Raw genomic sequence first — 22,305 nt, 5'->3', positions numbered from 1 at the left:
GCGGACGATCCGGACGACACCAGCGGCGCGACCACCGCAGGCGCGCCCTCGCCCGCCACGGACGGGCCGCCGAAACGCCGCCGCGCCGGCGTCCAGCCGCAGCCGGTGGACGAATCGCAGGCCGCCCTCGCCGCCGCGCTGTCGCCGCGGATCCGGCTGGGCACCTCGTCGTGGAGCTATCCGGGCTGGCAGGGCATCGTCTGGGCCGGCCGGCACGGCGAATCCACCCTGTCGCGCAACGGCCTGAGCGCCTATGCGCAGCAGCCGCTGCATCGCGCGGTCAGCATCGACCGCGGGTTCTACCAATCGCTGACGGCCAGCCAGTACGAGCGCTACGCGCAGCAGGTGCCCGAGGACTTCCGCTTCACGGTCAAGGCGCCGAGCGTGGTGACCGACGCGCAGGTGCGGACCGAGGACGGCCGCGGCCGCCAGGCCAACACGGCCTTCCTCGATCCGCGGCTGGCGGTCCAGGAATTCCTCGAACCCGCAATGCAAGGGCTGGGCGCGCGCATCGGCGCGCTGGTGTTCCAGCTCAGTCCGCTGCCCCTGGCCATGCTGGGCCGGATGCCGGAGCAGCTCGACCGGCTGCACGCGATGCTGGCCGCCCTGCCCTCGCTGCGCGACGTGGCGCCGGAGGCGGTGGTGGCGGTGGAGGTCCGCGATCCGGAATGGCTCACGCCGGACTTCGTCGCCGTGCTCAAGGACACCGGCGCGCGCTACTGCCTCGGGCTGCATCCGAAGCTGCCCCCGATCCAGGACCAGCTGCCGCTGCTGCGTGCGATGTGGCCCGGGCCGCTGGTCTGCCGATGGAACCTGCACCGCGTCCATGGCCCGTTCGGCTACGAGGACGCGGAGAAGAAGTACGGCGAGTACGCCGAGGTCATGGATCCCGATCCCGAGACCCGAGCCGTGCTGGCGAAGGTCGTGCGCGCCACCGCCGAGGCCGGCCAGCCCTGCTACGTGACGATCTCCAACCATGCCGAGGGCTCCGCCCCGCTGAGCCTGCGCGCGCTGGCGCGGGAGATCGTCGACCCGGCCTGAGCGGGGCGAGCTCCACGGGCGGGTTGAGCCGTCGATCGACGAGGCCCGCTGACGCCCGGTCCGGGCTCAGTCCAGCGGCCAGCGGGCCAGGTCCACGTGCGTGGACTGTCCCTGCAGGCTGTCCAGCAGCAGGAACTCAGAGGCGGTCCAGCCGGGCACGATGAAGGGCTGCGGCTCGACGGCGACATCGTCGTAGAAGAGCGTGAGATGCGGCGTGAAGTGCGGATCGGTCCGCAGGCCCGCCGCATGCAGCCGCTCGCCGAGCGCGGCCCGCGTCGCGCGCACGCCGTCCAGGCAGGCGCCGCCGCTGAGCACCAGCGGCAGGTTGCGCGGCTTGCGGGTGAAGCTCAGCAACTGGTCGAAGTCGACCCGGACCGGCCCGTGCCGCAGCGCCGCGGCGGCGTCCTCGGCGAGTTGCCGGACTTCGGCCATCGCTTCGGCCTGGTCGGTCTCATCGTCATACCAGCCGAGGTGGTGGAGCGTCACATGCAGGCGCTCGGTGCGGGGCGGTCGAACGCGCAGCCCGAAGCGCCGGGCGATGTCGACCGACACGGCGCTCAGCCTCGCCGCGGTGGCCGGATCGGGCCGCAGGCAGAAGAAGAGCGCATGCACGGTCATCGCGCGTCAGCCTCCGAGGCGCGCTGCTCGCCCTGCTTCATGAGGTCCTGCACCTGGCGGCCGACGGCCTCGGGCTGCGGCAGGTCCGACGGCGCGGCCGCGCCCGAGGACGCGGCGGACGCCGCGGGCGGGCGGGGCTTCATGGTTTCCATCTGCTTCTTCGCGGTGAGCATGATGATGCTGAGCACGATCACGACGGCCAGGATGGACAGGGCGCTGCGCATGGGGAGATCCGGAAATCGAGGAATGGCGGGCAGCATAGCCAAGCGGGCGCGGCGCGGTGCGTCGACCCGGCTCAGCGCAGGGCCGAGCCGACGCTCGGTCGCAGCCGCAGGATCTGCGGTGCCCGTTCCTGCGCGTCCAGCCAGCGCGGTGCGAACGCGCGCCAGGCCGGCGCATGCCGGCACGCGCTCCAGCGCAAGGCCCAGTCGTCGGCATCGGCGGCACGCGTCATCCAGACGAAGACCTTCTCGCCCTCGCGCACCGGCAGTCGCGGGAAGTTGTTGGGCGAGCGCTCCGGGATGAAGCTGCCGATCACCGACAGTCCCGCGGCCTCGATCACCGGCGCGACTTCGTGCTCGAAGAAGCGGGCGAAACCGTCCTCCGGATCGGCGGGATCCTTCCAGAGGTAGCACAGGTGGAGCAGCACGAGTCCGGTGCCGCGGTCGCTGCCCGCGCCGAGCGCGCCGCCCGCCCTGCCCGCTCGGCCCGTGTCACGTGCCACATCGATGCGCGCCGGCACCGCCCCGCCTGGCGTCGGCCGCAGCAGCAGGACGTTGTCGTTGTCGTCGAGCAGCGGGTTGGCCTCGTCGCGGCGAGCCTGCCAGACTGGGCCGGAATAGAACGCGTGGAGCGCGCGCTCGCGCGCCGCCATGTCGTCGAAGCCGCGGATCCAGACGAAGCGGCCGGGGTCGTCGAGGTCGGCGAACTGGCCGTACAGCCGCATCCCGACCGCTTCCTGCGAGTCGACGAACGCCTCGTCGAACAGCCGCATGAAGCGGTCGCGCTCGCCCTTGACGATCTTGTACTGGCGCAACTCGAAGACGGGATGGGCGTCGGACATGGTGGACCTCCTGGGTCGTGGGCGTCGAAGTGATCGTGCGATTCTGGGGAGACGCCCTGTCACCGCGTGTCAGCAACGGCCGGCGCTCCATGGGTTCATGGCGATGGCGAACGTCAACTGCTCATCAACGTCGACAGCACCTCGACCTTCGGTAGTCACGGCGTGGCCACCACTCGTCAAGGTCGTAGTCCTCAGAGGCCCGGGAGCGAAGAATCGGCGGCTTCCCGCTTCACTGATCGCCATGGAGGACACATGCCCGCACCCACCGGAGAACTTTCTCCTCGCCACCGCATCGAGCTGCCCAAAGAGCTTCGAGACTCCTTGAAATGGAAGTCGGGGCAGAAGCTGATGTTCATCCGCCGAGGCAACGGCATCTTCATTTGCCCTCACGTAACGCCGCAGGAACTCTTCGGGATTGCCAAAGGCGCCAACACGGAGGGATACCGTGATCGCAATGACCGCTACTAGCGCCCAACCCGAGGGCCCATGCAGTCCGATCGTGGTCGATACATCGGTCTGGATCGAGTGCTTCTCCCAGACCGCCCTGGGGCAGCGAATTGCCGCTGCGCTCCCGGCCAAGGCCCATTGCATCGTTCCGACAATCGTGCAGTTGGAGCTCTCCAAATGGGCCCTGCGCGAACTGACCGAAGCAGAACGGGAGCGGCTGGAACAGTCGCTGGAGGACTGCCAAGTCGAGCTGCTCGATTCCGAAACCGCAGCGCTCGCGGCGCAGGCCAACGTGCAACACAAGCTCGCCACTGCGGATGCGGTCATCTACGCCACTGCGCTGCGGCTTGGCGCGGAAGTTCTCACCTGCGATGCGCACTTCAGGGGCCTTCCGCTGGTCAGGCTGTTCGCCAAGGGAAGTGCAGCAGGCAGTGCCACTTCAGCGTCCGAGCCGACCGGACGATGGGATCGCTGGCCAACGGCGAAGCAGTTGGCGCCAACGGCGCAATAGCACGGCAACGACGCGGCAATAGCGAACAAGGGCCCCGAAGGGCCCTTGTGCATCAGCGTCGAGCGCTCATTCCCACTCAAACGTCAATTGGATATCGCGCTTCTCTGTACGCCAGGGCCAACCTGTGCCTGAAAACTGGAGATGCTGTCTCGTTTACCGTCGAATTTGAAGCACGGGACGGGCCGATCAACGAAGCAGCGCCCTTTGACGCAGTGCTCCATTCCCACTCCTGTTTGCGTCGCTGATCAAGAGCACCCCATAGAGCCAGACAACAGCTCAAACGGCGCGACTTGCGCATCAGTTTTCATCCGCCTCATCGTCGATGAACTGTGACCCATCTTCAGCCTGGAGCCCGCACCCCGGCCCCCTTCCTGCCGTTTGTCCGGATTCACCCTGCGCATACACAAACTGGGCCACGGTCCGGGTTCGGGTCCAAATGTTGGAGCCAGATGCTGGTCACGCAGACCTCCACCATGAGTCCACTTGCCCAACACCACGAGCGACTGGCTCACGGTGGCGTCCGAGCGGTGGCGTCCGAGTGGTGTTGCGCCCCCTCAACTCTCCTCTACGCGCTTCGGTGCCCGTCGTGCGAAAGGCCCCTTCAATGTTCCATTAGGATCCGGCGATGGCCCCCACGCAACCGCCACTGAGTTTGTCGCTCATCGACCTCGCCAGCGCGATCACGCTGCCCGAGATCGGGCGCGACATTGTCATCGCCGTTTCGGACGCATGTCTAGATCGCGAGCGATTCGGCCACGCTGGTGCGGAAGGCTTGGCAATCCAGCGTTTGATCACGCTCGCGCATGCTGCAGCCTCTTTGCGGTTCATCTGGGCGAGCGCCGTCGCCAACCAGGTCATCGCGACGCCGTCCGTCCATCCCCTGGCCGCCGTGGTCCTTTGCCTGACCAACGCGACTCATGTCTTCGAGGGGATGGACGAGGCTGCCACTTCGGAGAACCTCACAAGCACGCGAAACAAGATTCTGTCTTACCGCTTGGTGACCGACCTGTTTACGGACTGCCAAGCCTTGGTGTGCGTGGATGCTCCTCGACCGAGCCTGCCGCATGATCTGTACGACGCCCCCACCCGGCGACTGAGACCGGAGGCGGACTTCGAGTCCCTTGTGGATGATCTGGTACTCGCTCAGCAGAGCGCAGGTTTCAGCGCGCAGCGGCTGTCCAAACTTCGGATGGCGCTTTCCGTGATCCTTCGCGAGCTCTTGGAGAACACGGATGATCACGCCAAGACGGATGCTGAGGGCAAGGCCCTGTCCCCGAACTCACTGCGCGGACTGCTCGTCAAGCGGATCTTCGAAACACGACGACATCCCGAGCATGGCGCCGGCAGTTCCGCACCCATCCCGTGTCTTGAGTTCACTATTTTCGACTCGGGGATCGGTTACTACGACTCGTATCGCCGACAGCTGCTGCGCGGTCAAGCGCGCGGGGCACCTGTTGAAGTCGGTGATCGACAGGTAGACACGATCCGGGCACATGCCTTGGGGCCAGCGGTGTCGCCCGACGTCGAGTACGCCATCGTGCTCAAGTGCATGGGTCGGCACTCGGACAAGGCCATCCCGGACCCTCGCCCAGGGCACCGCGGCATGGGACTTTATGAAGTGCTTCGAGCACTAAAGGAAATGCGGGGGCTGCTCGAAGTGCGGACCGGCCGGGTGCATGGGTTCCGCAGCTTCCTGGAAGGCGAGCTTCGCGCTCAGCTTGAACCGCAGGATTCGCCCACGCGGCCCGGCATGCCGCGCGCGACCTTGCTGGATGTCGATCACAGGCTGTCGACGCGTCCTGCGCCGCGCGACATGGTTCGCGGTACCGTGGTCCGCGTGGTGGTTCCCCTCGCATGAAGCGCTCAGATACCACTCGCGGCTTGTGGCTGCGCACGCGTTTTCGCGATGGCCAGTACGACGGCGAGGCATGCTTGCTGGTCTACGACGACGAAGCCTTCGATGACCTGATGGTCAGCGGAGATATTAAGCAGGTCTTCGAGCAGCGCGCGGGCACGGCCAACATCTTCATTGCTGCGCCATTCCTGAGTTCCGAGGCCTGCCGGAAAGCGATGGAGTCGGGTGCCGCGTTGATGCGAGCCACCTCCTACATGGCCGCCAAGAGCGGCCATGTTTACTTGCTGGACTTGACGCAAGGCAGCGCCACGGAGACGCCGCACGTCACAGCCACGCGGATGTCGTGCGACCCGGGCACCGGCAAGACTGTCTTTGCCCCGCCGGCCACGCTCGATCCGCAGCTGCGTGACGGATGGCTGTTCGATCTCTTTGACAGCCATGAGGGCTTGGTTGTCGCGCCGCCGGGCGTGCATTTCCGCAAGAGCTCGGCGAAGCACTCGACCAAGTTCCTTCGCACCGCCAACACGCTGACTTCGACCGCGGCATGCGGGTTGCTAGCGCTATTCGCCTTGGAGACGCTGGACCTGCGGCACCCCAAGCGCATCCTCGTGGACACGGCACCGCTTCTGTCCGTGGCGCTGTCGTTGATGCGAGTGGCCCAGGCCCATGGGCTGTGGAGCCTGCCCGTTCCTGCGCGATCGTTCGGCTCCTATGGTGGTCAGCGGCAGATTGGGCGCCTATCCACGAGCGACGTCCTGCTCATTTCCGCTTCGACCTCAGGCTCCTTGGCAAGCGGGCTCATCGCCCAAGGGGCGCACAAACGCTCGGTCGTGACCCTGTACTTCCTGGGGGACGGACCCAATGCCAAACGCCCTGAGCAGGTGCTATGCGACCTCACCATCAGCGGTGATCGCGGCTTTGGCTATCAGCCCGTCGAGAACTACCCGGCCGACACTTGCAAGCTGTGCAAGTCGGAGCAATTGCTGGCGGAGCTCGAAGGTGATCAGTTCCTGCTTCAGCAGCGTCAGCATCGATCGTTCACCTTCCTACGGACAACGCAGACCGAGGACGCTAGGCAAACGCTGACAGAGCTGAGCGTCACGCATGCGATGGGCGTGGTGACCAGGCCCGACCCCACCTTACCGTCCTCGATTGCTATCAATGAGGAGCGGTTGCTTCAATGCCCAGCCATCCGCGAAGAGTTCATCCGCTTGCTGCGTCGCTATTGCCCGCATCCGCTGGCCCTGATTGTTCGCATCGATCTGAGCGAGAAGCTGCTGAGCGAATTGCTCAAGGAGGCCGGTATCACCGAGCTCGTCAGCGGAGCCCGCATCATCGACTGGTCGGATCTGGCATCGCAGAAGGAGCTGAAAGAGGGTGACGGCGTACTGGTGGTCTTCGGCTGCCTGGCGAATCACAACCGCGCGCGGCAAGCCAACGCCACGCTGCGGTCGCTGGTGAAGAAGGGGAACGTGGCCTATCTCTCAGCGCTCACGGTGGCGGCTACGCCCCATCAGTATCAGGACCTCAGGACGTTCCTTGGATTCGGCGAGCGTGGACCGGAGACGTTCACCTTCAAGGAAGCTCGCCGGCTGGCGTTGCCCGGCACCAATGGCTCGACAAATGCCTGGGTGGATGAGCTGGCGCTCTTGGGCCGACTTGATGGCCTTGTCGAGCTACCAGAGTTAGATCGTCGTCGCCAGATGCTGTCCGACCAGGTCATCGCGCAGGACGAACTCTTTCTTGTAGGTCAAACGGGTCCGTTGAAGCTACAGCCTGACTTTGTCTTCCTGGACACTTCTGGCGGCACCGGGAACATTACACAAGCTGACGTCTTCGGCATCGTGTCCAACCTTTTCGCGGCCTGCCGGGTCATGGGTCGCGAACTTCATGCGAAGCCCAAGGTTGGAGAACCCGTTGAACTCGTGCAGTCGGTGTACGGCCATGTGCTGCTGGACCCGAAGGCTTTCGCGACGTTCAACGACGCCGTGCTTCGCGCCTGCTTGCTGCGCGCGGCTCGGCCGAGCGAGTTAATGTATGAGGTGGACGAGGCACACAGCGCCGCCATGGCCGCCATCTTGCGAGCCGAGCTCGTTGCATGGGCGGCGGGGGGTGGCGACGCGCTGCCGGAGATGCTTCTTGCGATGGCTACGGGGCGATTGAAACTGCGCGATGCAGACCGCATGGGGTTTCGCAGCGACGCCAAGAAGGCAGGGCTGCCTGCTCACCTGGAGTTGCTGGCCGATGCAATCCCCCATTGAGACCGTCAGTGGCGAGCGCGGGATGCAGCAGACTGGGGTTCGCTTAAACGGGGTCAAGCCTTACGCTCGCGGATGTTGCGTGCATTGGCCAGCCTGGACTTGCGTTGTACTCAGGGCCGCTCGATAACGTATCAGGCCCCCGGACCCGCTGTCGGGGCGTCCGCCCCTGCTTCGGCGGCCAGCTCGCCTGAAGGTCTCAGGCTCATCTACCGTCAGACCATCTGACGGTATGCAACCGGCCGATAAACACTAGCAACGAATCAACCGTCGCGAACGCCGTCAAATTTGATGGGCAGCCCTGGGACGTCGTGACACGCTCTGAAGCAATATGCCCTTGACGGGACTAGGAAATTTCGCCGATCGCGCCACGTCCTGAAACGTCGTGGCGCGATCTGGGCTCATTCCCACTCGATCGTCGCCGGCGGCTTGCTCGACACGTCGTAGGTCACGCGGTTGATGCCGCGCACCTCGTTGATGATCCGGCCCGAGCAGCGCTTGAGCAGGCTGTAGGGAAGCTCCGCCCAGTCCGCCGTCATGAAGTCGCTGGTCTGCACCGCACGCAGCGCGACGACGTAGTCGTAGGTCCGGCCGTCACCCATCACGCCCACGCTCTTCACCGGCAGGAACACCGTGAAGGCCTGGCTGGTCAACTCGTACCAGGTCTTGCCCGTCGCCTCGTCGCGGGTGTTGCGCAGCTCCTCGATGAAGATCGCATCGGCGCGGCGCAGCAGGTCCGCGTATTCCTTCTTCACCTCACCCAGGATCCGCACGCCCAGGCCCGGACCCGGGAACGGATGGCGATAGACCATCTCCGGCGGCAGGCCCAGCGCCACGCCCAGCTCACGAACCTCATCCTTGAACAGCTCCCGCAGCGGCTCCAGCAGCTTCAGGCCCAGTTGCTCCGGCAGGCCGCCCACGTTGTGGTGGCTCTTGATCGTCGTGGCCTTCTTGGTCTTGGTGCCGCCGCTCTCCACCACGTCCGGATAGATCGTGCCCTGCGCCAGGAAGGTCGCGCCCTTGTGGCCGCCACCGCTGGCCTTGAGCTTCTCCGCCTCGGCCTTGAACACGTCGACGAACAGGCCGCCGATGATCTTGCGCTTGCGCTCCGGGTCGGTCACGCCGGCCAGTTGGCCGAGGAATAGCTCGCTTGCGTCGACACGGATGACCTTCGCGTGCAGCTTGCCCGCGAACATGTCCATGACCATGTCGCCTTCGTTCAGGCGCAGCAGGCCGTGATCGACGAACACGCAGGTCAGTTGGTCGCCGATCGCGCGGTGGATCAGCGCCGCCGCCACCGACGAGTCCACGCCGCCGGACAGGCCCAGGATGACTTCCTCGTCACCCACCTGCTCGCGGATCTTCTGGACGGCTTCCTCGATGTAGTCACCCATGATCCAGTCGCCGCGGCAGCCGCCGATGTCGCGCACGAAGCGCGTGATCATCGCGGCGCCCTGCACCGTGTGCGTCACTTCCGGGTGGAACTGGAACGCGTAGTAGCCCTTCTCCTCGTTCGCCATGCCGGCGATCGGGCAGCTCGGCGTCGAGGCCATCAGCACGAATCCCGGCGGCAGCGCGGTGACCTTGTCGCCGTGGCTCATCCAGACCTTCAGCATCCCGTGGCCCTCGGGCGTCGAGAAGTCCTGGACGCCGGCCAGCAGCTTGGTGTGGCCATGCGCGCGGACCTCGGCGTAGCCGAACTCGCGGTGGTCGCTCCACTCGACCTTGCCGCCGAGCTGCACCGCCATCGTCTGCATGCCGTAGCAGATGCCCAGCACCGGCACGCCCAGGTCCCACACCGCCTGCGGCGCGCGCAGTTCGTGGTCCTCGTAGGTCGACGCATGGCTGCCCGACAGGATGATCGCCTTGGGCGCGAACGAGCGGATGAAATCGTCGCTGACGTCGTTGGGATGGATCTCGCAGTAGACGTGGGCTTCGCGCACGCGGCGCGCGATCAGCTGGGTCACCTGGGAGCCGAAGTCGAGGATGAGGACTTTGTCGTGCATGGTCAGCTTCTAGCGATGCTTGGGAATTCGATTGCGGACGGAGCGGCGGCGCTCATGCCTTGGCGGCGGCGGCCTGCGCCGGCGGCTCGGTGTTGAAGTGGCGCCAGGCGAAGGCCAGTGAGGCCAGCTGCAGCAGCGCGCACAGGTAGAACGGGGCGCCGATGCGCCAGTCGGTCTTGGGCAGCTCGGCCGCCAGCGCCATCAGGCCCAGGCCGGCGATCGGCGAGATCACCGCCATCAGGCTGTTGATCGCGGCCACCGCGCCCATGGTCTCGCCCTGCGTGCGCGCGTCGGCGGCATTGGAGATCACCCCCTGCATCGCCGGACCGGCAGCCACGCCGCAGACGTTCAGGAAGATTGCGGCCACCATCATCCAGGCCTCGGTCGAGAGGCCCCAGATCAGGTTGGTCGCGATCGAGGTCATCAGGCCGATCAGCACCAGCCGGCGCGGCCCCAACCATCTCAGCAGCGGCTGCAGCAGCACGCCCTGCACCAGCACCGCCACCAGGCCGACAACGAACAGCGACAGGCCGTTCTCCTTCGGGCCCCAGCCGAATTTGTGCTGGTTGTAGAGCACCCAGCTGGTCTGGATCACCAGTTGCGCCAGGCCCGAGCAGGCGATGACGTAGATCAGCGGCCCGACCCCGTGCAGCTTGCGCAGCCGGCCGAGCGCGGCGAACGGGTTGGCCTTGCGCCAGTCGAAGGGCCGGCGGTGCTCCGGCGCCAGCGATTCCGGCAGCACGAAGAAGCCATACAGCCAGTTCATCAGCGCCAGCGTGCCCGCGACGTAGAACGGCAGGTGCAGGTCGATCGCGCCGAGCAGGCCGCCCATCACCGGCCCCAGGATGAAACCCATGCCGAAGGCCGCGCCCAGCATCCCGAAGCGCTTGGCGCGATCGGCGGGCGGGGTGATGTCGGCGACATAGGCGTTGGCGACGGCCGCATTGGCCTGCATCGCGCCGGAGAACAGCCGCACCACGACCAGCATCCACAGCGCCTGCGCCATGGCCGTGACGAAGAAGCTCAGCGCCAGCCCGCTGAAGCCGACCAGCATCACCTTGCGACGGCCGAAGCGGTCGGAGAGCCCGCCCAGGATGGGCGAACCGAAGAAATTCGCGAGACCGAAGGCGAAGGCCACCGCCAGTTGGGCGAGCGCGTGCTGGGTCTCGTTCTGGGTGAAGGTTCCGACCAGCGGCGGCAGCACCGGGATGATCAGGCCGATCGACACCATGTCGATCAGCACCGCGATCAGGATGAACGACATGGCGGCCTTGCGGCCGCCATGCGTGGTCGAGGCCGCGACGGCGTCGGGGCCGTCGCGCTGCGCCGGGTCGGACAAGGGCGTCACTCCAGACGGTAGTTGGGCGCTTCCTTGGTGATCTGCACGTCGTGGACGTGGCTCTCACGGATGCCCGCCGAGGTGATCTCGACGAACTCGGCCTTCTCGTGCATGTCCGCGATGCTGGCGCAGCCGCAGTAGCCCATCGAGGCCCGCAGCCCGCCGCCCATCTGGTGCACGATCGCGACCATCGACCCCTTGTACGGGACGCGGCCTTCGATGCCTTCCGGCACCAGCTTGTCCGCGTTCGGGTTGGTCGTCTCGTCGTTTTCCTGGAAGTAGCGGTCCGCCGAGCCGGCCTTCATCGCGCCGATCGAGCCCATGCCGCGGTAGCTCTTGTAGCTGCGGCCCTGGTACAGGATCACTTCGCCCGGGGCTTCCTCGGTGCCGGCGAACATGCCGCCCATCATCACCGTGCTGGCGCCGGCGGCGATGGCCTTGGCGATGTCGCCCGAGTAGCGGATGCCGCCGTCCGCGATCAGCGGCACGCCGGTGCCCTTGAGCGCCGTGGCGACGAAGTCGATCGCCGCGATCTGCGGCACGCCGACGCCCGCCACGATGCGGGTGGTGCAGATCGAGCCCGGGCCGATGCCGACCTTGACCGCATCCGCGCCGGCTTCCACCAGCGCCAGCGCCGCGGCGCCGGTGGCGATGTTGCCGCCGATGACCTGCACCTGCGGGTAGTTCTTCTTGACCCAGCGCACGCGCTCGATCACGCCGCTGCTGTGGCCGTGCGCGGTATCGACGACGATCGCGTCGACGCCGGCCTTCACCAGAAGCTCGACGCGCTCCTCGGTGCCCTCGCCCACGCCGACGGCGGCACCGACGCGCAGCTTGCCGTGGTCGTCACGGGCGGCATTGGGGAAGTTGGTCTGCTTGGTGATGTCCTTGACGGTCATCAGGCCGCGCAGCTCGAAGCTGTCGTTGATGACCAGCACCCGCTCCAGCTTGTGCTTGTGCATCAGCGCCTTGCCGTCGTTGAGCGAGGCGCCCTCCCGGACGGTGATCAGGCGTTCGGCCGGGGTCATGATCTCGCTGACCGGGGCGTCCATGCGGGTCTCGAAGCGCAGGTCGCGGCCGGTGACGATGCCGACGACCTTCTTGCCCTCCAGCACCGGGAAACCGGAGATGCCGTGCTGCTCGCTGAGCTGCTTGACCTGGCGGACGGTGGTCTGGGGGGTGATCGTGATGGGGTCGCGGAGCACGCCGGACTCGTAGCGCTTGACGCGGGCCACTTCGGCCGCCTGCTGCTGCGGGGTCAGGTTCTTGTGGACGATGCCGATGCCGCCTTCCTGGGCGATGGCGATCGCCAGTCGCGCTTCGGTCACGGTGTCCATCGCGGCGGACACGAGGGGAAGATTCAGGCGGATGCCACGCGTGAACTGCGTGGCCAGACTGGTGTCGCGCGGCAACACCTGGGAGAACGCCGGCACCAGCAACACATCGTCGAAGGTGAGCGCTTTTCCGAGTAGGCGCATGAGGGAAGCTCCAGACGCAAAGGCGCATTATAGAGAAGCCCGGCAGTACACTCCACGCCCATGATGAATCCCCGACTCCCGCGACGCCCGCTGGGCGTGATGTGCGCGCTGGCGCTGATGGCGCTGACCTCGATCGCGCACGCCCAATGGAAGTGGCGCGATGCCGATGGCCGCACGCAATACAGCGACCGTCCGGGCTCGATCCGGTCCAGGCCCAGGCCGTTCACGTCGACCAGGTGGACGGGCGCCTCGATCTGCAGCTTCATCAGGTCGAGCAGGTTGGTCCCGCCGGCGATGAAGCGCGCGCCGGGCCGGGCCGCCAGCGAGCCGTCTTCACGCGAGAAGGTCGAGCGTGAGCGCAAGGCGCAGGAGGACAAGGCCCGCACCGAGGCGATGGCCGAGAACTGCCGCCAGGCGCAGAACCGCCAGCGCATGCTCGAGTCCGGCGTGCGCCTGCGCTCCGGCACGGCCGGTGGCGAATCGCAGCCGATGACCGAGCAGATGCGCCAGGACGAGATCCGCCAGATGCAGACGGTGATCACCGCGAACTGCAAGTAAGGCCCGGAACGCGTCCGGGAAACAACACCGGGCGGCAAGCCGGACGTAAGTCCGGTGACCGCCGGTAAGACGAAAGGCCGCTCACGCGGCCTTTTTTGCTGCGCGCCTCCCGACGCTCCTTGGCACTCCTTGGCGCTTCTCCGCGCTCCGTCAGGCCTTGCGGCCCAGCGGTCGATGCCGCGTCACGATGCGGCTGCCCGCCGCTTGATAGCGCTGACGGCGCGCCTCCTTCGGGTCAACGGTCAGCGGGCGGTAGACCTCGATGCGGTCGCGCTCGCGCAGCGGCGTGTCCAGCGGCACGGTCCGGCCCCAGATGCCGGCCGTCAACGCCTCGATCCGGTCCGGCTCGAACCACCGGCTGCCCAGCAAGGCATCCCGTAGCGTGCTGCCCGCGGGCAGGCGAAGCTGCTGTTCGCGGAGCTCCCCGCGAACGGGACTCCAGAAGAGGTCGACCGACAGTTCAGCGGGGTCCATGGACCTGCTCGGCGCGCTTCACGAAGCTGTCGACGAAGGTGTTGGCGATGCGATCGAACACCGGGCTGACGACCGCCTCGAGCGCGAAGCTCGAGAATGCGTAGCGCAGTTCGAACTCGACCTTGCAGGCCTTGGGCTCGCTGCCCGGCGGCGTGCCGGGGCGGTTCAGCGGCAGGAAGCGCCAGTCGCCGTCGAGTTTGGAGAACGGCCCGTCGACCAGTTCCATGCGCACGCGCTGGTCGGTCCCGTGCGTGTTGCGGGTGGTGAAGGCGTGGCGCAGGCCGGCATAGTGCAGCGACAGCCGGGCGGTCATGCCGTGGTCGTCACGCTCGAGGATGTCGGCCGCCGAGCACCACGGCAGGAACTCCGGATAGCGCTCGACCTGGGTCACCAGCTCGTACATCTCGCGCGGCGAGTACCAAAGGAGGACTGTCTTCCGGACGTGCTTCATGGCGGTTCTTAGAATGGCGGGATTGTAGGCGGCCCGATCGCCCCCATCTGGCCGCCATCCGGCTGTCACGCCCGCCGTGCGCCGCACGAGAAGAACACCCCCGCCTATGTCCATCGCAGAAAACCGCCGCGCCCGATTCGAGTACCACATCGAGGAGCAGTACGAGGCCGGCATCGTCCTGGAAGGCTGGGAAGTCAAGGCGATCCGCGCCGGCCAGGTCCAATTGCCGGACGGCTACGTCCTCATCCGCGAGGGCGAGCTTTTCCTGATCGGCTGCCGCATCAATCCGCTGCGCACCGCCTCCACCCATGTGCATCCGCAGGCCGACCGGACCAAGAAGCTGCTGATGAGCCGGGCCGACATCCGCCGGCTGATCGGCAAGGTCGAGCAGCGCGGCTTCACGCTGATTCCGCTGGACCTGCACTACAAGAACGGCCGCGTGAAGGCGCAGATCGCGCTGGCCAAGGGCAAGGCCCAGCACGACAAGCGCGAGACCGAGAAGAAGCGCGACTGGGAGCGCGAGAAGGGCCGCCTGATGCGCCACAAGGTGTCGGGCCCGGCCAAGGACTGAGCGGCTGCGGCCCTGGCCGCTCCGTCGTCCCGGGTCCGTCGCTTCTTCGGCGGCTCGGCCGCCCTGCCCTTCAGCCGTTCAACCCTTCAGCACCTCGAACGCCTGCGCCAGGTCGGCACGCAGATCCTCCACGTCCTCCAGCCCGATGGCAAAGCGCACCAGCGTGCCGCCCTCCTGCTCCGTCCACGGCAGCCCGAGCGAGCGGCTCCGGCTCAGGTCGTAGGGCACCGCCAGGCTCATCGGCCCGGCCCAGGAATAACCGATCCCGAAGCAGCGCAGCGCGTCGACGAAGGCGTCGACGCGCCGTGCGTCGTAGTCCGGCCGGAACACCGCCGAGAACAGGCAGCCCGCCGCATCGGGGCTCACCTGTCGCCAGTGCGCATGACCCGGCGAATCAGGCAGCGCCGGATGCAGCACGCGCGCGATCTCCGGCCGCGCAGCCATCCACCGGGCCAGGTCGCGAGTCGCGGCGTCCTGCGCGCGGTAGCGCAGCACGACGCTCGGCAGGCCGCGCAGCACCGCCTCGACATCGTTCTGCCCGACGCCATGGCCGAGGTACTCGTGCATCGCCACCAGTTGCCGATGCAGCGCCGCGTCCCGCGTGCAGACGGCGCCCATCAGCAGGTCCGCGCCGCCGGACGGGAACTTGGTCAGCGCCTGCATGCTGAGGTCGGCGCCGAGGCCCGGCGCCACCTCGAACGCATTGAAGGCAAGCCCCGCGCCCCAGGTGTTGTCGAGCGCGGTCAGCACGCCGCGGGCACGGCAGGCGCTCAACAGGCCGATGAGATCGGGGAACTCCAGCGTGATCGACCCGGCGGCCTCCAGCCACACCAGCTTCGTGCGGGGCGACAGCATCGCCTCGAACGCGGGCACATCCAGCGGATCGTAGAAGCGGTGCGTGATGCCGAGCCGCGTCAGCAAGCCGGTGGTGATGTGCCGGTTCTGGCCATAGACGTTGTCCGGCACCAGCACCTCGTCGCCGGGCTGGAGGAAGGCCAGGCTGGTCAGCGTGATCGCGGCCAGGCCGCTGGGCGTCAGCACGCAATGCTGCGCGTGCTCCAGCGTCGCGATGCGCGCGGCCAGCGTGTAGGTGGTGGGCGTGCCCGGCAGGCCGTAGCGGTAGCTGATGCCGTCCTGCGCGCGCGGCCGGTGCAGTTCGGCGGTGTCCTTGAAGAGCACCGTCGAGGCCTTGGCCACGGGCACCGCGACGGCGTCCCAGCCGTCTGGCGCGCGGAACGGGTGGTGGATCTGCTCGGTGGACGGGCCGCGTTTGCTCACGAAGTCTCCTGGCGCTGGGAACGGGACGGCCATTCTGCGGCAGCCGCGACAGCCGTGCGCCCGCAATGAAAACGCGGCACGAGGCCGGCGTGGCGGGTGAGCGGCGGAGGCGCCCGGGATGCGCGGGCCCGGCGGGCGCGTCGCCGATCAGATCGGCAGCGCGATCAGGTCGTGCCCCTCGGCGCCGACGATGCGGGCGCGGGTGAACTCGCCCACGCGGAGCTGCTTGCTGGCCTTCTCCGGCGGCAGCAGGCGGACGGTGCCGTCGATCTCGGGCGCATCGGCATACGAGCGGCCGACGCCGCCCTTGCGGCCCAGCGCCGGCGCCGAGTCCACCAGCACCTGCATCGTCGCGCCGATGCGGCGCTGCAGCTTGGCGATGGACACCTCCTCGGCCACCGCCATGAAGCGGGCGCGGCGCTCCTCGCGGACTTCGTCGGGCAGCGCGCCTTCCAGCGCGTTGGCCGGCGCGCCCTCGATCGGCGAGTAGGCGAAGCAGCCGGCGCGGTCGATCTGCGCTTCGCGCATGAAGTCCAGCAGGTACTGGAACTCGGCTTCGGTCTCGCCGGGGAAGCCGGCGATGAAGGTGGAACGGATCACCAGTTCGGGACAGATCTCGCGCCAGCGCTGGATGCGCTCGAGGTTCTTCTCACCGTTGGCCGGGCGCTTCATGCGCTTGAGCACATCCGGATGCGCGTGCTGGAACGGGACGTCGAGATACGGGAGGATGAGGCCCTCGGCCATCATCGGCAGCACCTCGTCGACATGCGGATACGGATAGACGTAGTGCAGGCGCACCCAGGCGCCGTAGGGCTTGGCGATCTCGCCGAGCTGGGCGACGAGGTCGAACATGCGGGTCTTGACCGGCTTGCCGTCCCAGAAGCCGGTGCGGTATTTGATGTCGACGCCGTAGGCGCTGGTGTCCTGGCTGATGACCAGCAGTTCCTTGACGCCGGACTCGAACAGCGCCTTGGCCTCGGCGAGCACGTCGCCGATGGGGCGCGAGACCAGGTCGCCGCGCATGCTCGGGATGATGCAGAAGCTGCAGCGGTGGTTGCAGCCCTCGGAGATCTTCAGGTAGGCGTAATGCTTGGGCGTGAGCTTGATGCCGGCCACGCCGCGGGCCTCGGGGACGAGGTCGATGAAGGGGTCGTGCGGCTTGGGGACGTGGGTGTGGACGGCGTCCATCACTTCCTGCGTCGCATGCGGGCCGGTGACGGCGAGGACGCTGGGATGCACCTCGCGGACCATGTTGTCGGAGCTCGCGCCGGCCTTGGCGCCGAGGCAGCCGGTGACGATGACCTTGCCGTTCTCGGCCAGCGCCTCGCCGATCGTGTCCAGCGACTCCTTCACGGCGTCGTCGATGAAGCCGCAGGTATTGACGATGACGAGGTCAGCGCCGGCGAAGGTCTTGGAGGTCTCGTAACCCTCGGCGCGCAGCTGCGTGAGGATCAGTTCGGAATCGGTGAGCGCCTTGGGGCAGCCCAGGGAGACGAAGCCGATCTTCGGAGCGGCAGCCTTCTTGTCGGCGGGGATGTCGTAAGTCGTTGATTCCATTTGAATTCCGCCGGAGGGCCTGGCTGGGAGCTGGGGCGGCATTGTAGAGGAAGCGCCCGCCTCCGGCCTTCCGACCGGCATCTCCCAGCCGCTGCGCCTCGAATTGGTCACGCGCCGCGAGGGCGCATCCCGGAGTCGGTCCGTTCAGAAGCGTGGCCACCGCGAAGTCGCGCTGCCCTTCAGCCCTTTGCTTGCACCCTGGGCACGGCGGAAGTCGCCAGAGACCGATTGGCCGCCGGCCGCGCGGCGCGCCGACCAAGAACCTTCGCCCTGATCGCGGGGCCATCGCCATCCGGGCGCACCTGGCCGCGAGCCGTCGCCAGATCCGAAATCAACACCTTGTACATGCCGGTCAGCGGGGCGAAGAAATCGATGGCGGATTCTTTGGCGATCCGGCTGAAGTTCAGCTTCAACGTCATCAGTGGCCTTTCAACTTTTCCCACATCGAACGGAACACGTAGACACCCAACAGGATCAGGTCGACCGCGAACAACGCCTCGGACGCCCAGATGAAGCCGGTGCCGACGAAAGATGTTACGCCGATCCACGGCAGCACTTGGTGACCGATCAGGTCGAACGCCACGGCTACGAGCGCGATCACGCTGAAGTAGCCCGTGACATAGAGCAGGTGCACGACGGAGTCCTTGAACGACTCCCAATGTGTCCTCGATGTCTGCACTCCGACTGCTCCCACCGTGCGAAGCCAAGGATGTTAGGTGGGGTCCCGAGACCCGCGCCCCACCTCCACTTGCACGCCACAGTCCGCGAGTCTCAGGATTCGGTACTCCCGTGCCGCCCCTAGGTCAGCACAGCGCCGCGACGCAAAGATGCATCCCTCACATTCCGAAAGGAGGCATGCCACTTGCTGCCAACATCGATCGGAATGGAGGCCACCCATGCACCTCGAAGGCTCCTGTCACTGCGGCCGCGTCCGCTTCTCGGTCGAATCGACCGAGCCCTGCCCCTACCTGCGCTGCTATTGCTCGATCTGCCGCAAGACCGCCGGCACCGGCGGCTACGCGATCAACATCGGCGCCGACCACCGGACCTTCAAGCTCATCAAGGGCAAGCGCGAGCTGCGGGTCTACCGCGCGGTGATCGACGGCAAGGAAAGCTCCGGCCAGCGCCACTTCTGCGGCCGCTGCGGCACCGCGCTCTGGATGTACGACGACAACTGGCCCGACCTGATCCACCCGCATGCCAGCGCCATCGACACGCCGCTGCCCACGCCGCCGGAGAACGTGCATGGCCTGCTCGACTCGAAGGCCGCCTGGGTGGAGGTCGAGGGCCGGCCGGGCGACCAGCGCTTCGACCATTTCCCCGACGAATCACTCGCCGACTGGCATCGGCGGCACGGGCTGTAGCGCCGCCGAGACCGTCGCGGCCGCCGCCGATCGTGCCCTACTTCTTGGGGGGCTGCGGGGGGAAGCCCGGCATGCCGGGGAAGATGTTGCCAGCGCTCTGGAACTGCTCCTGCATCTGCAGGAACAGGTTCTTGGACTGTTCCAGGTAGTTGCCCATCAGGCCCTGCATCATCGGCGCCTGGCCGCTCATGAACTGCGACCACAGCTGCGGGTCGAAGCCCGCGCCCTTGCTCTGCTCGGCAAAGCGCGCCTGCATCTCGCCGAAGGCCTGCAGGTTCTTCTCGAGGTAGGCGCCCATCAGGCCCTGCATCGCATGGCCGTAGAAGCGGATGATCTGCGCCAGCAGCGGCGTCGAGAACATCGGCATCCCGCCCATCTCCTCCTCCAGGATGATCTGCAGCAGGATGGAGCGCGTCAGCTCCTCGCCCGACTTGGCGTCGCGGACCTCGAAGACCTCGCCCTCGAGCACCATCTTCTTGACGTCCGCCAAGGTGATGTAGCTGCTGGTCTGGGTGTCGTAGAGCCGCCGGTTGGGGTACTTCTTCAGCACCCGCGGCCCCTTGGGTTGCGTGGGGTCCTCGCCGCCGGTTGCCGTCTTGCCGCGTCGGGCCGTCGCCATGCTGTCTCCTCTGAGGGTCTGCGGCCCATTCTAGGAGGGGCCCGGCAAGCCCCCCGCCGGGTGCTTTCCCTTGCTGTGCGGGGGACGCATCGGCCCGACGAGGGGCGCTTGACGATCAGTCGGGCTTGACGTTGCCGTCCTTGATCACCTTGGCCCACCGGGCCTGCTCGGCCTTCTGGAACTCGGTGAACTGGGCCGGGCTGTTGGGCGCGTACTCCAGGCCGAGCGATTCCATCTTGGCCTTCACCTCGGGCTGAGCGACGATCTTCTGCACCTCGGCATTGAGCTTGGCGACGATCGCCGGCGGCGTGCCCGCCGGCAGGTACAACGCCTGCCAGCTCGACACGTCGAAGCCGGGCACGCCGGACTCGGCCAGCGTCGGCACGTCGGGCAGCTGCGCGCTGCGCTTGGCCGAGGTCACCGCCACCGCCTTGACCTTGCCCGCCTTGATCTGCGGCAGCGCCACGGTCACGGTCTCGAAGCTCATCGGCACCTGGCCGCCCATGACGTCCTGGATCGCCGGCGCACTCCCCTTGTAGGGAACATGCGTCAGGTCGGCGCCCGTCATCAGGCGGAACACCTCACCCGACAAGTGCTGCGAGGTGCCCTGCCCCGCCGAGGCGAAGGTGATGTCGCCCGGCTTGGCCTTGGCGGCGGCGACGATGTCCTTGACCGTCCGAGCCTGCGCGCCCGGGCCGATCAGCAGCACGTTGGAGATCTTGCCCAGCAGGATCACCGGCGCGAAGTCGCGATCGGCCTTGTAGGGCATCTTGGGCATCAGCGCCGGGTTGATCGCATGCGTGGCGATCGTGCCCAGCAGCACGGTGTAGCCGTCAGGCGCCGCCTTGGCCACGCTGTCCGCGCCCAGCACGCCGCCCGCGCCGGCCTTGTTGTCCACGACGACCGTCTGCTTGAGCGCCACCTGCAGCCGCGCGGCGATCTCCCGCGCCAGCACGTCGGAGGTGCCGCCGGGCGCGAACGGCACGATCAGCTTGACCGGTTGCGTCGGCCAGTTCGTGGCGTCGGCGGCGAGCGCCGGGGTCATCGTGATCGTCGCACCGAGCGCCATCGCCGCCGCGGCGCCCAGGAGCCGCACGCGGCTGCGCTTCACCAGAGTCATCTCGCTTGTCTCCATCCATGACGGCACGGGCCTCGCCGACCTCGGATTGGTACCGATACCATCTTCTTGATGGCGACGATGGTATCGGTACCGTCACGAACGTCAAGGTCGCGTTCATGAGGGATTTCACCGGGTCGGACGCCTGCGCGGCGCCCGCGGATCAGGCGCTGGCGCGCTGGACCAGCTCGAAGCCGATGTCGATCGCGCGGCGCTCGACCGGGCCGTCGGCGCGATCGAGGATGAAGCGCGCCGCCTGCCGCCCGATGGCGAAACCATCGATGCGCACCGTGGTCAGCGCGGGCTCGAGGTCCCGGGCCAGCGCGAGGTCGCCGAAGCCGACGATGGCCAGATCCTGCGGCACGCGCAGCCCGCGGGCCTGCGCCTCGATGAGCACGCCCAGCGCCAGCGAATCGGAGCTGCAGAACACCGCGTCGATGCCGTCGGGATGCGCCAGCAATTCGGCCAGGCCGCGGCGACCGCTGCCCAGCGTGGTCGGCGTGGCGACGGTAGCGACCGGCACGTCGGCGACGCCCAGCGCCCTCGCCTGCTCCTGGAAGGCGCGGAAACGGCGCATCGCGCGTTCGTCGCTGCCGGCCACGCCGCCAGCCGGCGGTAGCCGCGCTCGTGCAGGTAGGTGGCCACCTTGCGGCCGACCTCCACATGGGAGAAGCCCACCAGCATGTCGATCGGATCGTCACTCTGGTCCCAGGTCTCGACCACCGGCACGCCGGCGGCGCGCAGCCGGGTGCGCGCCTGCTCCGAATGGCTGGTGCCGGTGAGCACCAGGCCATCGGGCCGGCGGCCGATCATCGCGTCCAGCCAGGCGTCCTCGCGGGCGTTGTCGTAGCCGGTCTGGCCGAGCAGCACCTGGTAGCCAGCCTCGAACAGCGCCTCGGTCAGGCTCTGCACGGTGTCGAGGAAGACCGGGCCGGCGATCGTGGGGACCGCGACGCCGACCATGCGGCTCTTCATCGACGACAGCGCGCCCGCGAGCAGGTTGGGCACGTAGCCGGTCTGGCGGACCGCCTCGGTGACGCGTCCCAGCACCTCGGGCGAGACCTGGGACGGCGTGTTGAGCGCGCGGGACGCGGTGATCGGGGCCACGCCCGCCAGTTGCGCGACGTCGCGCAGCGTGACGGCACCACTGCCCTTGCGACGACGGGGACGGGGGAAGCGCTCGGTCTCTGCCATATGGGCGCCGATCATAGGGGCGCGCCGGCGCCTCAGAAGTACTTCACCCAGGCCCGGCGGGTGCGTCGCTTGTAGGCCGCGAAGGCCTTCACCGGCGGGTACAGCAGCGGGATCAGCGCCAGCCAGATCAGCCAGATCAGCGCGAACCAGCCCTCGTCGACGCCCAGCCGCGTGCCCTGGTTGGGACCGAGCAGCGCCAGCGCCACGCGGTACCCGATCAGCAGCAGGTACAGGTGGAGCAGGTAATAGAACATCGGCGCGCCGCCGAAGACCGCGCACACCCGCGTGAAGGCGCCGCGCGCGCGTTCGAGCACGGCCAGCAGCGCCAGTCCGATCCCCAGAGTCAGCAGCAGGAAGTCCAGCGACGGCGGGTACTTCGTGAAGTTGAGCCACGACATCGCCGTCTCCAGCGCCGAAGCGCCGCGGACCCACGGGGCGTTCTCGCCGTAGAGGTTGAAACCGCGCAGCACGGCCAGCAGCGACAGCAGGCCGCCGAGCGAATGCCC

The 22,305-nt window shown here is 67.5% G+C and carries 21 protein-coding genes and 4 pseudogenes; 8 read left to right on the top strand and 17 right to left on the bottom strand.

Going from position 1 to position 22,305, the window contains the following annotated elements:
* The coding region (locus tag FUT87_RS03480) for a DUF72 domain-containing protein (protein ID WP_255511642.1) at positions 1 to 1,041 on the top strand (1,041 nt) is incomplete at its 5' end.
* A 66-nt stretch (positions 1,042 to 1,107) separates the two neighbouring features.
* Here FUT87_RS03480 and FUT87_RS03475 read toward each other — a convergent pair.
* The 3 genes from FUT87_RS03475 to FUT87_RS03465 all read right to left on the bottom strand — a co-directional run bounded on the left by FUT87_RS03475 (position 1,108) and on the right by FUT87_RS03465 (position 2,722).
* Positions 1,108 to 1,659 (bottom strand): 2'-5' RNA ligase family protein, encoded by a 552-nt coding sequence (locus tag FUT87_RS03475; protein WP_147240098.1) that lies wholly within the window; start codon positions 1,657 to 1,659, stop codon positions 1,108 to 1,110.
* Positions 1,656 to 1,883: a hypothetical protein gene (locus FUT87_RS03470; RefSeq protein WP_147240097.1), complete on the bottom strand. Its 228-nt coding sequence runs from the start codon at positions 1,881 to 1,883 to the stop codon at positions 1,656 to 1,658. Before FUT87_RS03470 ends, FUT87_RS03475 begins: the two co-directional genes overlap by 4 nt.
* A gap of 71 nt (positions 1,884 to 1,954) precedes the next feature.
* Positions 1,955 to 2,722, bottom strand: a complete 768-nt coding sequence (locus FUT87_RS03465; RefSeq protein WP_147240096.1) for an NIPSNAP family protein — start codon at positions 2,720 to 2,722, stop codon at positions 1,955 to 1,957.
* 252 nt (positions 2,723 to 2,974) lie between these two features.
* Between FUT87_RS03465 and FUT87_RS03460 the strand changes: the two genes are divergently transcribed.
* The 4 genes from FUT87_RS03460 to FUT87_RS03445 all read left to right on the top strand — a co-directional run bounded on the left by FUT87_RS03460 (position 2,975) and on the right by FUT87_RS03445 (position 7,796).
* The gene (locus FUT87_RS03460) at positions 2,975 to 3,190 is read left to right on the top strand and encodes an AbrB/MazE/SpoVT family DNA-binding domain-containing protein (RefSeq protein ID WP_141225424.1); all 216 of its coding nucleotides are present in this window, start codon (positions 2,975 to 2,977) and stop codon (positions 3,188 to 3,190) included.
* Complete coding sequence (locus FUT87_RS03455) at positions 3,177 to 3,680, top strand: type II toxin-antitoxin system VapC family toxin (RefSeq protein WP_147240100.1); 504 nt, start codon at positions 3,177 to 3,179, stop codon at positions 3,678 to 3,680. The genes FUT87_RS03460 and FUT87_RS03455 overlap by 14 nt, the downstream gene beginning before the upstream one ends.
* A gap of 625 nt (positions 3,681 to 4,305) precedes the next feature.
* On the top strand, positions 4,306 to 5,538 hold the full coding sequence (locus FUT87_RS03450) for a hypothetical protein (protein WP_147240095.1): 1,233 nt from the start codon (positions 4,306 to 4,308) through the stop codon (positions 5,536 to 5,538).
* On the top strand, positions 5,535 to 7,796 hold the full coding sequence (locus FUT87_RS03445; RefSeq protein WP_147240094.1) for a hypothetical protein: 2,262 nt from the start codon (positions 5,535 to 5,537) through the stop codon (positions 7,794 to 7,796). Before FUT87_RS03450 ends, FUT87_RS03445 begins: the two co-directional genes overlap by 4 nt.
* A gap of 398 nt (positions 7,797 to 8,194) precedes the next feature.
* On the opposite strand, the gene guaA is transcribed toward FUT87_RS03445, so the two are convergent.
* From guaA to guaB, 3 genes are read right to left on the bottom strand one after another with little or no spacing between them, the layout of a single operon-like run.
* Positions 8,195 to 9,799, bottom strand: coding sequence for a glutamine-hydrolyzing GMP synthase (gene guaA / locus FUT87_RS03440; protein ID WP_091732129.1), 1,605 nt, complete (start codon positions 9,797 to 9,799; stop codon positions 8,195 to 8,197).
* Positions 9,800 to 9,851: 52 nt separating this feature from the next.
* Positions 9,852 to 11,147: an MFS transporter gene (locus FUT87_RS03435; RefSeq protein ID WP_404935354.1), complete on the bottom strand. Its 1,296-nt coding sequence runs from the start codon at positions 11,145 to 11,147 to the stop codon at positions 9,852 to 9,854.
* Positions 11,144 to 12,616, bottom strand: a complete 1,473-nt coding sequence (gene guaB, locus FUT87_RS03430; RefSeq protein ID WP_091732127.1) for an IMP dehydrogenase — start codon at positions 12,614 to 12,616, stop codon at positions 11,144 to 11,146. Before guaB ends, FUT87_RS03435 begins: the two co-directional genes overlap by 4 nt.
* A gap of 60 nt (positions 12,617 to 12,676) precedes the next feature.
* On the opposite strand from guaB, the pseudogene FUT87_RS31580 reads away from it, so the two are divergent.
* Positions 12,677 to 12,796: pseudogene (locus FUT87_RS31580) on the top strand (hypothetical protein); the annotation flags it as partial.
* Between the two features lie 14 nt (positions 12,797 to 12,810).
* Here FUT87_RS31580 and FUT87_RS31320 read toward each other — a convergent pair.
* The 3 genes and pseudogenes from FUT87_RS31320 to FUT87_RS03415 all read right to left on the bottom strand — a co-directional run.
* A pseudogene (locus FUT87_RS31320) lies at positions 12,811 to 12,978 on the bottom strand (FAD binding domain-containing protein); the annotation flags it as partial.
* A 346-nt stretch (positions 12,979 to 13,324) separates the two neighbouring features.
* Positions 13,325 to 13,648, bottom strand: coding sequence for an RnfH family protein (locus FUT87_RS03420; RefSeq protein WP_147240092.1), 324 nt, complete (start codon positions 13,646 to 13,648; stop codon positions 13,325 to 13,327).
* A complete protein-coding gene (locus FUT87_RS03415) occupies positions 13,635 to 14,099 on the bottom strand; it encodes a type II toxin-antitoxin system RatA family toxin (RefSeq protein ID WP_147240091.1) in 465 nt (154 codons plus the stop codon). The genes FUT87_RS03420 and FUT87_RS03415 overlap by 14 nt, the downstream gene beginning before the upstream one ends.
* A gap of 106 nt (positions 14,100 to 14,205) precedes the next feature.
* On the opposite strand from FUT87_RS03415, the gene smpB reads away from it, so the two are divergent.
* Positions 14,206 to 14,670 carry an SsrA-binding protein SmpB gene (gene smpB / locus FUT87_RS03410; RefSeq protein WP_091732110.1) on the top strand — a complete coding sequence of 155 codons (465 nt, stop codon included), beginning with the start codon at positions 14,206 to 14,208 and terminating at the stop codon, positions 14,668 to 14,670.
* Positions 14,671 to 14,748: 78 nt separating this feature from the next.
* Here the strand turns inward: smpB and FUT87_RS03405 are convergent, their stop codons facing one another.
* The 4 genes from FUT87_RS03405 to FUT87_RS03390 all read right to left on the bottom strand — a co-directional run bounded on the left by FUT87_RS03405 (position 14,749) and on the right by FUT87_RS03390 (position 18,139).
* On the bottom strand, positions 14,749 to 15,948 hold the full coding sequence (locus FUT87_RS03405; RefSeq protein ID WP_147240090.1) for a PLP-dependent transferase: 1,200 nt from the start codon (positions 15,946 to 15,948) through the stop codon (positions 14,749 to 14,751).
* A gap of 147 nt (positions 15,949 to 16,095) precedes the next feature.
* Complete coding sequence (gene rimO / locus FUT87_RS03400) at positions 16,096 to 17,505, bottom strand: 30S ribosomal protein S12 methylthiotransferase RimO (RefSeq protein ID WP_147240089.1); 1,410 nt, start codon at positions 17,503 to 17,505, stop codon at positions 16,096 to 16,098.
* 179 nt (positions 17,506 to 17,684) lie between these two features.
* Positions 17,685 to 17,924 (bottom strand): hypothetical protein, encoded by a 240-nt coding sequence (locus FUT87_RS03395; RefSeq protein WP_091732098.1) that lies wholly within the window; start codon positions 17,922 to 17,924, stop codon positions 17,685 to 17,687.
* Entirely contained in the window at positions 17,924 to 18,139 is a 216-nt protein-coding gene (locus FUT87_RS03390) for a hypothetical protein (RefSeq protein WP_147240088.1), read from the bottom strand. The genes FUT87_RS03395 and FUT87_RS03390 overlap by 1 nt, the downstream gene beginning before the upstream one ends.
* 262 nt (positions 18,140 to 18,401) lie before the next feature.
* Between FUT87_RS03390 and FUT87_RS03385 the strand changes: the two genes are divergently transcribed.
* The gene (locus FUT87_RS03385) at positions 18,402 to 18,869 is read left to right on the top strand and encodes a GFA family protein (RefSeq protein WP_147240087.1); all 468 of its coding nucleotides are present in this window, start codon (positions 18,402 to 18,404) and stop codon (positions 18,867 to 18,869) included.
* 37 nt (positions 18,870 to 18,906) lie between these two features.
* Here FUT87_RS03385 and phaR read toward each other — a convergent pair whose 3' ends face one another.
* From phaR to FUT87_RS28340, 4 genes and pseudogenes are all read right to left on the bottom strand, one after another.
* Positions 18,907 to 19,488 carry a polyhydroxyalkanoate synthesis repressor PhaR gene (gene phaR, locus FUT87_RS03380; protein ID WP_147240086.1) on the bottom strand — a complete coding sequence of 194 codons (582 nt, stop codon included), beginning with the start codon at positions 19,486 to 19,488 and terminating at the stop codon, positions 18,907 to 18,909.
* A gap of 115 nt (positions 19,489 to 19,603) precedes the next feature.
* Positions 19,604 to 20,608: a tripartite tricarboxylate transporter substrate binding protein gene (locus FUT87_RS03375; RefSeq protein ID WP_255511639.1), complete on the bottom strand. Its 1,005-nt coding sequence runs from the start codon at positions 20,606 to 20,608 to the stop codon at positions 19,604 to 19,606.
* A 160-nt stretch (positions 20,609 to 20,768) separates the two neighbouring features.
* Positions 20,769 to 21,799: pseudogene (locus FUT87_RS03370) on the bottom strand (LacI family DNA-binding transcriptional regulator).
* 32 nt (positions 21,800 to 21,831) lie between these two features.
* A pseudogene (locus FUT87_RS28340) lies at positions 21,832 to 22,305 on the bottom strand (hypothetical protein); the annotation flags it as partial.

It is taken from the genome of Mitsuaria sp. TWR114 (assembly GCF_007997345.1).
The sequence above is the reverse complement of the archived record's forward strand: the minus strand, read 5'-3'. Positions and strand labels throughout refer to the sequence as shown.